The sequence below is a fragment of the Methanomethylovorans sp. PtaU1.Bin093 genome (assembly GCF_002067275.1).
Classification (GTDB): Archaea; Halobacteriota; Methanosarcinia; order Methanosarcinales; family Methanosarcinaceae; genus Methanomethylovorans.
In genome coordinates this window covers 21,947-34,282 of record NZ_MVQX01000059.1, presented here as the reverse complement: position 1 = coordinate 34,282, position 12,336 = coordinate 21,947, and the positions used below count along the sequence as shown (strand labels likewise).

Annotated in this window: 7 protein-coding genes and 1 pseudogene; 5 read left to right on the top strand and 3 right to left on the bottom strand. The window is 41.7% G+C overall.

What is annotated here, in order from left to right; translation table 11 throughout:
• Window positions 1-215: 215 nt before the first annotated feature.
• From A4E24_RS06955 to A4E24_RS06940, 4 genes and pseudogenes are all read left to right on the top strand, one after another.
• Window positions 216-3,446 (top strand): PGF-pre-PGF domain-containing protein, encoded by a 3,231-nt coding sequence (locus A4E24_RS06955; protein WP_292352560.1) that lies wholly within the window; start codon window positions 216-218, stop codon window positions 3,444-3,446.
• A 143-nt stretch (window positions 3,447-3,589) separates the two neighbouring features.
• The gene (locus tag A4E24_RS06950) at window positions 3,590-4,246 is read left to right on the top strand and encodes a LysE family transporter (RefSeq protein WP_292352559.1); all 657 of its coding nucleotides are present in this window, start codon (window positions 3,590-3,592) and stop codon (window positions 4,244-4,246) included.
• 60 nt (window positions 4,247-4,306) lie between these two features.
• A complete protein-coding gene (locus A4E24_RS06945) occupies window positions 4,307-4,933 on the top strand; it encodes a DUF998 domain-containing protein (RefSeq protein WP_292352558.1) in 627 nt (208 codons plus the stop codon).
• Window positions 4,934-5,028: 95 nt separating this feature from the next.
• Window positions 5,029-5,500, top strand: a pseudogene (locus A4E24_RS06940) (hypothetical protein); the annotation flags it as partial.
• Between the two features lie 81 nt (window positions 5,501-5,581).
• Here the strand turns inward: A4E24_RS06940 and A4E24_RS06935 are convergent.
• From A4E24_RS06935 to A4E24_RS06925, 3 genes are all read right to left on the bottom strand, one after another.
• On the bottom strand, window positions 5,582-6,316 hold the full coding sequence (locus tag A4E24_RS06935; protein ID WP_292352557.1) for an SIMPL domain-containing protein: 735 nt from the start codon (window positions 6,314-6,316) through the stop codon (window positions 5,582-5,584).
• 185 nt (window positions 6,317-6,501) lie between these two features.
• Window positions 6,502-10,104: a disaggregatase related repeat-containing protein gene (locus A4E24_RS06930; RefSeq protein WP_292352556.1), complete on the bottom strand. Its 3,603-nt coding sequence runs from the start codon at window positions 10,102-10,104 to the stop codon at window positions 6,502-6,504.
• Window positions 10,105-11,474: 1,370 nt separating this feature from the next.
• Complete coding sequence (locus tag A4E24_RS06925; RefSeq protein ID WP_292352555.1) at window positions 11,475-11,819, bottom strand: HEAT repeat domain-containing protein; 345 nt, start codon at window positions 11,817-11,819, stop codon at window positions 11,475-11,477.
• 136 nt (window positions 11,820-11,955) lie between these two features.
• Here A4E24_RS06925 and A4E24_RS06920 point away from each other — a divergent pair, with 136 nt between their 5' ends.
• The gene (locus A4E24_RS06920) at window positions 11,956-12,297 is read left to right on the top strand and encodes a DUF3795 domain-containing protein (protein ID WP_292352554.1); all 342 of its coding nucleotides are present in this window, start codon (window positions 11,956-11,958) and stop codon (window positions 12,295-12,297) included.
• The last annotated feature ends 39 nt before the right edge of the window (window positions 12,298-12,336 follow it).

Here is a 12,336-nt window from a genome sequence, read left to right as displayed (position 1 = left end):
TTCATAGGAACTTAACCTTGTAAGCCCACCTTTCGTGATGCTCCGTCCCTACAAGCCAATGATCCAAAAATACTTTAATATGAAAAAGTAAATATATTTTTTAATAGATATGGTTTACTTATTCTATCCGACAAAGGAAGGGATGTGAGGCAATTCAAAAAAAGATCCTTTTTATTTTATTTCTGAACATAGTTTTGTTCTTAGCAGCTGCGGGAATGGTCACATACACAGACGATACTGAAAAAACAACATCATGCACTTCGAACACAACAGAATCGAATGAACAGGCTGTTATATCGAATTTTGTCCATGTTCAGTATGATATAGCTGAGAAAGATCTGAAAAGATGTTCTACAGAAGGATCGAACCTGATGCTCAGAACAGGGACAATTCAAACAACAGCTAGTCCCAAACTACTTTTAAATTCCATGAATCTTGATGGTCACTCCTTCATAGAAACGTCAGTTAAATCCTCTGAAGAATACGAATATTATTTGGTCCAGTTCAATGATACTGTACAAGAAACCTGGAAACAGGATATATCCGAGATAGGAGGACAGCTATTAGATTACGTTCCTAACAATGCATTTGTGGTGAGGATGAATGATTCTACCGTCGCCATAATTTCAAACCTCGGGCATGTAAGATGGATAGGCCATTATTTGCCGGAATATAAAATTGATCCATCTCTTCAAACAAAAATGCAAGAGAACTTTTCTGTAGAACTCATGATCTCCTTATTTGAACCTACAGACAAAGGCAATGTTAAAGAAAAAGTAACAGAGGAAATGATCTCCCAGGGAGGAAAGATCCTGGAGGATTCCAATAATGACCGGATGCATATCGAGATCTCAAGCTCAAAAGTATCTTCCCTTGCAAATATCAAAGACGTCAAATGGATAGAGGAATACGAAAAACCTGTAATGTTCAATGATGTTGCAAGAGGGATAATCAATGCCACTTATGTTAATGAAAACTGCAACCTGACCGGAGATGGACAGATAATAGCAATTGCTGATACCGGTCTTGACACGGGTGTCAATAATATATCAATGAATCCTGATTTTTATGGACGCATATTAGCAATTCAGGATATAGCAGGCGATGGTGCAGAAGATCTGCAGGGACATGGCACCCATGTAACTGGTTCTGCACTTGGTGATGGATCATGGTCCAATGGACAATACAAAGGTGTTGCACCAGAGGCACAATTAGTGTTCCAGGCTATCGCCAATGCTGATGGGAACCTGATAGTTCCTGGAAACAATGTGAGCTCACTGTTCAAACCTGCCTATGAACTGGGAGCACGCATCCATTCCAATAGCTGGGGTGGGACTGGTGATGGGAAATACAACATGTATTCTAAAGACGTGGATAAATTCATGTGGACACATCCTGATATGCTAATACTGTTTGCTGCAGGCAATAGCGGAGTAGATAATAATGCCGACGGTGTGATAGATCCTGATTCTATTGCATGGCCCAGCACTGCAAAGAATTGCCTGTCTGTTGGTGCTTCGGAAAATAATAGGGCCCATACCTTTGGAATGACATGGGGATCTATAAAAGACGCATTCAATGTACCTATCTATCCGGTTGCACCAATTAATAATGACTACGTTGCTGACAACCCAAAAGGGATCGCAGCATTCAGCAGCAGGGGACCGACAGATGACGGAAGGATCAAGCCGGACGTTGTTGCACCTGGAACCTACGTAATATCCGCCAGGTCCAGTGTATCAGATAATGAAGATGTATGGGGTTTTGTAGATGAACATTACGTCTACATGGGTGGCACCAGTATGGCCACACCCATTGTCGCAGGCAGCGTGGCACTGATAAGACAAAACTATGTGGAGAAACTGAACATCACTCCCTCTGCAGCCTTGTTAAAAGCTACTGTCATAAATGGTGCCAGCGATCTGCAACCAGGACAATATGGGAACGATGTTACAGGGCAACCCGATCATAATCAGGGATGGGGATTGGTTAACCTGAAAAAGTCATTATATCCGGACGGTGGGAGCATATATTTTGCAGATAACATTGAACTGCAAACAGGCGATGTAGTTGAAAAAAACTACTATGTCAACAGTAGTACCAGCCCTTTCAAAACCACACTTGTATGGACTGATTATTATGGCACTGTGTTCGCAAAAAAGGAGCTTGTGAATGATCTTGAGCTTAGTGTGGTAAAGCCTGATGGAACTGAGAATGTTGTGAATGATACGATCAATAACGTGGAACAAATATTGTTCCAAGAACCCGAAGTGGGTTGGTATACTGTGAAAGTGAAAGGCAGATCGATACCTATGGGACCACAGCCATGCGCTTTAATGGTCAGTGGTGCATCTGCTGCAATACGTTCTCTTGATTTCAGACCCCTGCGCACAACTTACTATACCGGTAACATCACAACGTTCGAGGCTGAAGCAAGAGACGAAAACAATAATCAACTGCAAGCTGTTCTCACATGGGAAAGCAGTGATCCTGAAGTTGCCAGAATCAATAGCTCTACCGGATATTTCATTGCTGTCGCGGAAGGAGGAACCAACATAACCGTCAATGCAGGAACCATGTCTTCCACTGTTTCGATAAATGTGCTCAATTCCGTGAATTCAACGAGAACCAATGAATCTTCTGAAGAGTTTAATAATAAAGAAGAAAGGGAACAAGAAACTACACTACCTTCATCCTCAAGGAGTGGTGGGGGTGGCGGCGGAGGGGGAGGAGGTACCAGTGGTGAAAAGCTTGCAAATGTGCTGTTAAAGGAATCGGAAACATTGGTCATTATCAAGGATACTAATATTCTATATGAGTTCACTGAAGAAAAGAACAGTATAGGATATGTGGAGTTCACAGCTTTGAAGAACTCCGGAAAAATAACAGCTGTTGTAGAGGCATTGAATGGCAGATCATCCTTTGCCAGAAGTGAAGCACCTGGCAAGGTTTACCAGAATGTGAACATCTGGGTGGGAAAAACTGGTTTTGCCACCGAGAGTAATATCGCGGATCCTGTGATCGGATTTAAAGTATTAAGATCATGGATGGCTAATAATGACGTTGATAAAACATCCATCAGACTTTACAGGTACAGTTCTGAGGAATGGAATGAACTGCCTACAAGGATCATGAATGAAGATGACCGATATGTGTACTACGAATCGGAAACACCCGGTTTTTCACCTTTTGCCATCAGTACGGAAGAGAAAAGAACTGAATTTCTGACACAGGCATCAGGCACAGAAAATGATACATCAGATAATGGAACAAAGCTTCTGGGTCAGATAATTAGATCAAATAACAATGATAGTGAAAGAGATCCACTTGAAGATCTTGACAAATCTTCTGGAGATAAAATTGGATATCTTGTAAAATTTACAATAGCTTCCATAATATTAGTCGTATGTGGGATGGTTTATCGATACTACAAAAAGAGAAAGTGAATAGACACAACACACGATAGAAGATGTGTATAGGGCATCTGATCACTGGATTTCATAGTGGTGATCCGTGTTCTTTTTCACGAAATGGTTCAATTACTTTATATATCACACAAGGTATATTCACTACATCTGATCTTGTTCTGGTGATATTCATAATCGAACTTATCAAGGCACTTCTCCTGGGATTTACAGTCGGTATATCTGCTGCATTGATACCTGGACCCATGATGTTCGCAACCATTGGAATATCCCTGAAAAAGGGCTGGAAAACAGGCCTATATGTATTCAGTGGTCATGCTCTTGCAGAACTTGGCATATTCCTGCTTATCCTGTTAGGAGCAGTATCCATCATCGGTAAGAGCATGATGTCATACATAGCCATAATGGGCGGGATGGTGATGCTTCTTTTCGGAGTGGTGCTGATGAAAAGCGCGAAAGGAGCAGGTACAACAGACTTTGCTGCTTCGGCCTCTAAACTGAACCTGACATCAGGTCCTGTATCTGCAGGGATACTTACTTCTGTATTGAACCCTACTTTCGTTGTTTGGTGGTTAACAGCCGGTAGTGCCATTATCCTGCAGGAACATATGGCAGGAATGCTTGCTGTCATTGCTTTTATCGCAGGCCACTGGATAGCAGACCTTGGGTTCCTTGTAGCTGTATCCTCTTCCTTCTCCAGAGGCAAGGAACTTATTTCTTCACGCACCCATAAAAGAGTGCTCTATATCTGCGGAGGGTTCATGGCAATTTTCGGTTTCTGGTTCCTGGTGAACTATAATGGTTTTTCTGCGATGACATGACCTAGCTGTAACACAGCATAAACCTTAATTCATCCATCACCTTATTTTTACAGGATGCCTATGATAGATAAACAAAAGCCCCCTGAGCACTACCAGAATATTGCAGGAGCACTGCTGTTCATTGCTGGTGTTGTGATATTCCTCGGTATCATCACTGCTGAGACACTGTACCCCGGCTATAACACTGCACAGAACATGATCAGTGACCTGGGTGCTACTGAACCACCTAACAGCATTATAATCCAGCCTTCTGCGACAATATTCAATGTCAGTATGATGGTTTGCGGTCTTTGTATTATACTTTCTGCCCTTTATGTCCACCGTGCTCTGTACAGAAGTACAGTTACCTTACCCATTGTCTTGTTCGGGATCGGTGCATTGGGAGTGGGCATCTTCCCTGGCAACTATGGCGCAGTACATGGCATATCTGCGCTTGCCACATTCATCTTCGGAGGCCTTGCAGCCATAGTGAGCTACAAGGTAACAACATCACCTTTCAGATACTTCTCTGTGATACTGGGGTCCATAGCATTGCTGGACCTGCTGTTGTATTATATCCTGGGACAGGCAAGTCCGTTTGCGATCTTTGGGATAGGTGGACTTGAAAGATGGATCGCATACCCTATAGCACTCTGGGTAACAGGCTTTGGTGGTTATCTCATGGGAAGTACAAAGAAAGATAATTGAATTTGGGCTTTGTAGAAAAGCCGGTCTTGATTTTATTTTGACCTAATAATTTAAAAAGGATAAAAACCCTGAGTATTCTCTGCTACCAAAAACACATAGAGGATGATTGTGTTTTGTCAAATAAGTACTTAAAGTTTGTTGATACAGCTCTAGCTGTATCAGGAAAATCACACCTGCCGATCTACATTTGCAAACATTCCAGAAGAACATATACGCAACACCAGCTATGACTCTGATCTTTCTGAAAGGATATCTCAATAAGGACTACAGGAGTATTGTTGAACTTGTAGAATTAATGGACAGAATGAAGTTGAAAATTTGACGAAAACAAGTTCCACATTTTACTATACCATTAAATCATAGATTTAATGGGAGTTCCAGATTTTAATCTGGAACACTCTTCATAAATTCACTGCAAGAATGAACTCAGTTGTCTTCAGATCATTGTCACAACAAACACTAAAACTATTCTACTCATATAGTGAAAAAATAGATGTCACTGCTATTGATCCAAATGGCTTTACAAGTGCTCATTGTAGTTACTATTATTCATTTAGGACAGGAAAGTAATCAAAGGAGAACAACAGATATATAGCTGCATGGACACACTGGAGCCGCCATGCAGCTATACAGTAAATTTCCGAAAGATCACTTGACTATGTATGTCACCTGGACAGATAATGAAACTGTCGTTTCTCCGGGTTGGATCGGAGTAGATCCCGCTGCTTCAGCAACCGGTGCCTCCCTATATATCGGTTGCACACTTGCCACATCGCTTACAGAAGCGGTCTGTACTCCCACTATTTCGAGACCCAGACCTGAAGCAAGTTCATCAGCCTTAGACTTGGCATCAGCTACTGCTGCCTGGAACAATTCACTACGAAGTGTTGCCTGCTGTTCGTCGGATACTGAAAAAGTTACACCTCCTATCTGATTAGCGCCTGCTGCTGTTGACCTGTCAATCATGGCGCTCACATTTTCCAACATCTTTGTAGTGACCTGCACAGTGTTGGAAGCAGAATAAGCCACTATGGTCGGTGTACTTGTATAATCATATACTGGATCGATCGAAACATAGGATGTTCGTATTTCTTTATCCTCCAATCCCATTTTTTTGAGTTCGCTGATAACAGCATTCATCAAAGCCGCATTCTGTACAGATGCTTCGTTCGCAGTAGGCGATCGCACAACAACACCTATGCTTAATGAAGCTGTATCCGGGGTCATCTTTTTTTCTGCAGAACCGGAGATGGAAATAGTATGCTCTCCATTCTTATCTGAAGAAGACACTGAACCTGCATAGATCACAGCTGCCATCAATGCCACAGCTATTGCAAGCACAACCAGCACAACATATATTTTACCGTTAGTCTCGTTTGCCATTTCTCCCTCCTTAATATCAAAAGAGTATAGAGGGATATCTAGTAGTTTCGTTTTTAAAACTTACTGCAAATAATAGATATAAGAAGAATATCTGAAAAAACATAAAAAAACTTTGCTTTTATAAATATAAGCTAAAAAATAAACATGGAGCGAATTTATTTTCGCTCCTGAACCTGTTTTTTAACTTACTTAGTTATGGTTAGCGTGGGCCTCCTGGCAGCAGTTGACGAGTCAGAGCTGTAGAACGAAATGTAATCACCACTCTCTGTCTTTGCCTTAAGGAAGAAACCAGTGTTCTTACTCTTCCCGCTTATGTATTCCTGAACGAGTTCAGTAACATCCAATTCATAGTATTTGTTATCAGCCAGCTTGCTGGCAGGGAATGTAAGAGATGCGTACGGGGTACTGCCCTGAGCAACACCGTTCTTATCATACCAGTTACCTCCTGCTGTGCCCCAGGAAGTACCAGAGGCACGGTTGTTCCAGCTGACGTACTTAGGGTCCCACTCAACCGGCCTGTATACCTCCACAACAGTATCAGAAGCTCTCGTCCTGTCCGATGGATAATACCAATAGAGGGACAGAGTTGCCTTAGATATTGTGTCCTTTGTGCTGTAGCCACTCAGATCGAATATCATGAGATCCCTGCAGCGAGTTGAGCTTTTACCAATGTCAAGATAAGCTAAACTTGAATAGACTGTACTTGGGTATGACTCGATCAATCTGTTGTCATAACTAACAGAATGGGAGACCGAGCTGGAAGTAGTGGGATTTGTGGGCGTTGTTGTGCCACTGACGACCACGGTCACCGTGTCCGTGGCTGTCTGTCCGGCCGTATCTGTAACAGTAAGGGTCACAGTGTACGTCCCTGCAGTTGTATATGTTTTAGTTGTTGTCTTACCTGTAGCCTCAGATGTTATGCCGTTCGATGCATCGAAGTCCCAGGAGTAAGAAGCTACACCTTTGTCATCGGAGGAAGCACCTCCGTTGAAGCTAACAGCAGAACCTGCAGCTGCGGTCTGGTCATCGCCTGCGTTGGCAATCGGGGCAGCATCAGCAGAAACTGCTGCAGTTACAACCACGTTCATTGTGTCGGTTGAGGTCTGACCATTTGTATCAGTGACTGTCAGGGTGACAACGTAATTCCCGGCTGTTCCGTATGTGTACGTAGCAGTAACCCCGCTAGCTTCAGAGGTGATGCCATTTGAAGCATCAAAGTCCCAGGAATAGGAGGCTATGCCTTTGTCATCGGAGGAAGCGCCTCCGTTGAAACTAACAGCAGAACCTGCAGCTGCGGTCTGGTCATCGCCTGCGTTGCCAACTGGCGCATTATCTTGCACATTATCTGCCGGCTGGCTTGAACCTGCTGTTGAGGACACAGTTAATTTGGGCCTCTGGGCAGAGTTAGACCAATCGGAACTGTAGAAAGCAATGTAGTTACCATTTTCTGTCTTCGCCTTGATGAAGAAACCGGTATTCTTGCTCTTCCCGCTTATGTATTCCTGCACAAGCTGAGTGACATCGAACTCATAGTACTTGTTACCAGGAGCAGTGCCAGCAGGGAATGTCAGAGATGCGTAAGGAGTACTGCCCTGGGCAACGCCGTTCTTATCATACCAGTTTCCGCCTGCTGTGCTCCAGACAGTACCAGAGGCACGGTTGTTCCAGCTGACGTACTTAGGGTCCCACTCAGCTGGCCTGTAGATCTCAACCACAGTGTCAGAAGTACGTGTATCGCTTTCATAATACCAGTAAAGAGACAGAGTCGCCTTAGATATTGTATCGGTTGTGCTGTAGCCACTTAGATCGAACATCATCACATCTCTGTAACTACTTGTTCCAAGTCTTCCTATGTCGATAAAATTGGAACTTGGAAGTACCGTTGTTGGCAAAGATTCGCGCAATCTGTTGTCATAGGCAGCAGAATATGAAACCGAACCTGGCGTGGAAGTAGCTGGGTCTGTAGGTGTAGTTGGGTTTGTGGGTGTAGTTGGACCTGTGGGCGTTGTTGTGCCACTGACAACTACATTCACCGTGTCCGTGGCTGTCTGTCCAGCCGTATCTGTAACAGTAAGGGTCACAGTGTACGTCCCAGCATTTGTATATGTTTTAGTTGTTGTCTTACCTGTAGCCTCAGATGTTATGCCGTTCGATGCATCGAAGTCCCAGGAGTAAGAAGCTACACCTTTGTCATCGGTAGAAGCACTTCCATCGAAATTAACAGAAGAACCTGCGGTCGCTGTCTTATCTGCACCAGCATTAGCAACCGGAGCAGCATCGATCTGATTAGGAACTGTTGAACCACTCCTGGATGCCTGGCCAGTGTTACCATAACGTCCAATATTGATCCTCCCGCCATTGGGTGAAGGTTCACTGCTATAAGCTGATCCTGAATATCCTGCATCTATCAGTGGACTGGAAACTGCATCAGTTACCCACTTGCCATTTGAATAACGACCTGCTTTGCTCTTTAGATGGTAATCACGGGATCGAATGTTAGAGTTGGTTGGATCAGCGCACTGTGGATCACCATTGAGATTATTGCTCATTGTTATACTTCCACCATACGTGTCCCCATTCTTATTATTGTAAAAATTATTATTCTGTACAACAAATTTGGAGTATGTCGGATTGGTATTCCATATCCCCACACCAGAGCCAGTGACAGATGAAACGCCATCTGAGTTCATGATGATATTATTTCTTACATAGGTTGTAAACTGGGTCTGTTGCTGGCGTCTGTCGGGACGGAGATAATATTTGATAGCAGCATGACCACCATCATCGAAAACATTGTTCTCGATAATTGTATTATCAAAATCACCAAGGGTAATGCCAGCATTGCTGTATCCGGTGTTGGTATTATATTGTCCAACTTTTGTAAAGATATTGTGGTGAATGTATACATCGCGGGCATGGACCACATTGTCCTGATAGTTCGCAGTTATCCAGATCCCTGAACCCTTCAAGGAATACAGGTGGTTATTATATACCTCGATATCGTCGAACACGTGACTGGTAGTAGCAGATGTGCCGATCTGAATTCCAGGTCCTGTCGACTCACCAGTTATAAAATTGTCATGGATAATAGAATTCGTATTACCATCTGCCAACCTGCATGCGCTGTTTGTTCGCGTGTAAACGGTGTTGTAAGCAAATTCTACATTACGGCATCCAAGAGCGTATAGAACATCATGACCTAGCTTGTATACATCATTGTTAGTGAATTTAATGTTACTGGCCTTTCTTACCTGTAACCCGTCACCACATCCCCATTCAAGACGCATGTGGGAAACCTCTATGTTATTGCCACCTTCAAAGCGCATCATATTGTAATATCCGGCTCCAAGAGAAACACCCTGATTTTCGCTGTTCCCATCAATAATGAAACCTGTGACCGTAATGTCACCATCGGTTCCCATGTTTGCCATCATAGGTACTTCACTGGACCAGCCAGCATTTGCAACCAGTTTTATTTCAGCGGTCGAGTCTCCTGTAAGGATCGTATTTGCACCGATTTTGAGAGTGCTGTCTATCCAGTATGTATTTGGGCCTCTGAGATATACAGTACCGCCACCAATACTGTCAATATACGCAAGTGCTTTATTAAGTTCAACGTGATCATTTGTTCCGTCACAGTTGTAGTCGCCACTTCCGTCCGTATCAACATATACGGTCGCACCTGAGGACAAACCTGATCCAACTATGGAAAAACACAGGAAACAAAACGACAGGCCAAGGAAGAACACGGATATTTTTTTAAATGTGGTGTTGTCTCTATTTTTCATTCTTAATGTATTATCTTTTTCAGAGAAAGCAGTCTTTGGAGCAAATAAGCAACTACTTACCCATAATGCAATTAACAATACATGACGGGATTTAGCCCACCTATGGGCACTAAATCTTTCGAAGATGTTAAAACATATACTTTCAACCATATTTTGTACACCTCTCTTTTCATTTGTTTGAATTCAATCCGATATTTTTGTTCAAATGCGAAATTCCTGTGCAGGAGAGCATATCCATGACCAGGATAACATACAGTTATTAAACCTGTATCTCATCCAATATCCTCATGTCCCGGAGCCTGCAACCTTTGGGTGAATGATCACCTTGCATTTTGGTTCTCATTTCTGTCAAACTGTGATCTGAAGATCAAAATGGATACTTCAGTTACTCTTTCGAATACACCGGTTTTGTGTTGATACTATGGTGGTACAGATACCAAAAAATGACCATAGAGATCGAACATTTCTTGTGTTGATATTGCTGTATTCAATTGTCAACAACCCCGTTTTTCGCATAGGTTCGCATTTATGTTTGAGATATATAAACATACTTACCAGCTAAAAGGCCTTTAAATCCTTATATTAGGAAATAGAAGCAAAAATAGAGATTTTTAATTATTTTAGTTCTTTATTTGGAGATAATATAATATATAGGCCTATTAACATCTTTTTTTTTGATTCAAATTTAGTATAGATTTTATTTAAAATGGATAATAATAAAATAAAAAGAAAAATGCAACATATTGAAGTCTCCTCAGCGGTCCAAGATGAGTGTGAATGAATATATAGCTGCATAGATCATCTTAAATCATATTTAAGGAAACTTTATGGACCTCACTTTAAAATTATCGTATTATAAAGCTTCATTAACCATGATAAAGTATTATATACTCCTGTTGCCTTCAAATTGAAAAAGAAATGCAGCAGCTCGACGTAAATTTTATTGCGAGAAGTCAAATAAATAAGAGAGAATATATAGATTTTGAACTAGCTGTGTCGTCGTGAGATCAAAGGCATTTTTCAGTTTTAGATTTTAAGTTGCCTCAAACAATAACAGAAACCCTAAATAAAGTAAACATAACAGATTATAGATATGTTGGGAAAGGCATTAGATTTGGAAAAGAGAAGAAAAGTAAGAGGCACATATTCTATTTAGATAATGCATCTGAAGATGGCATTTAATAACAGATTATTTCTTATTTTTTTGATTATTATTATTATCATTATTGTTATTGTTATTAGTATGATTATTAGTATTATTAACTAATATGCATTACATAGATCAAAAATATGATAAAACAAAAAGCAAAAATTATTGCATAAGCATACTTCCAAATCAGAAGCAGCTATCTGCAAAGCAGATGAAATATTCAGTGCATAGCGTTCTTTTCCTCTATCTTGCTCAATGCATCTGCAGCTCCCTGACAGACATATTTATTGGGATCATGCAAGGCTTTATTAAGGGATGCAACTGCCCCTGCATCTCCGATATTTCCCAAAGAGTCCGCAGCCTGACGGCGGACATAGCTATCAGGATCTTCCAACGCTTTTATAAGATGAACAACGGCGCTGGCATTGCCGATCTTTCCCAAGATGTATGCAGCTTCTCTGCGCACCTGCACGTCTTTTTCATACTCCAGTGCTTTAATGAGTCCATCAACATCTTTTTTCTTTTCCATATCTTTAACATCTGGCTTACCAAATCCAAATAGCATGTGAAATAACCCCATATAATTTTACTATAGATGCATCTTGTAAGTAGTTAAGTTTTAGGAGAAAGATGTTTAAAACATACTCTCGCCTAAAAGTAAGTGGTTAAATGTAAGTGGCTGAATGTAAGTGGTTGAACACATGTCTATAATGGAAATAGGCTGCTGTGGCGCATATTGCGGAACATGCAAGGTATTAAAAGAGCAAATGTGCAATGGATGTAAGCTCGGATACGATAATAAAGAGCGTGATCTCAGCAAGGCTAAATGCAGGATCAAGGTCTGCTGCATCAGCAGGAACTATAATTCCTGTGCTGATTGCCCGGAAATTGAGAAATGCCAGACCATCAATGAGTTCTATGGCAAAAAAGGATACAAATATACCAAATACAGGCAGGCGACAGAATTCATCAGACAGAACGGTTATGAGGAATTCATCAAAATAGCAGATGCATGGAAAAATGCATACGGGAAGTATAAATGATGCCTTAGGTATCGTTTGGGATCGAAACCGGGCGATCAA

What these genes read in the sequence shown, in the direction of transcription:
- A4E24_RS06955 (WP_292352560.1), top strand. Translation starts at nt 216, where the DNA reads ATGGTCACATACACAGACGATACTGAAAAAACAACATCATGCACTTCG.
- A4E24_RS06945 (WP_292352558.1), top strand. Translation starts at nt 4,307, where the DNA reads ATGATAGATAAACAAAAGCCCCCTGAGCACTACCAGAATATTGCAGGA.
- A4E24_RS06935 (WP_292352557.1), bottom strand. Translation starts at nt 6,316, where the DNA reads ATGGCAAACGAGACTAACGGTAAAATATATGTTGTGCTGGTTGTGCTT.
- A4E24_RS06930 (WP_292352556.1), bottom strand. Translation starts at nt 10,104, where the DNA reads ATGAAAAATAGAGACAACACCACATTTAAAAAAATATCCGTGTTCTTC.
- A4E24_RS06925 (WP_292352555.1), bottom strand. Translation starts at nt 11,819, where the DNA reads ATGCTATTTGGATTTGGTAAGCCAGATGTTAAAGATATGGAAAAGAAA.
- A4E24_RS06920 (WP_292352554.1), top strand. Translation starts at nt 11,956, where the DNA reads ATGTCTATAATGGAAATAGGCTGCTGTGGCGCATATTGCGGAACATGC.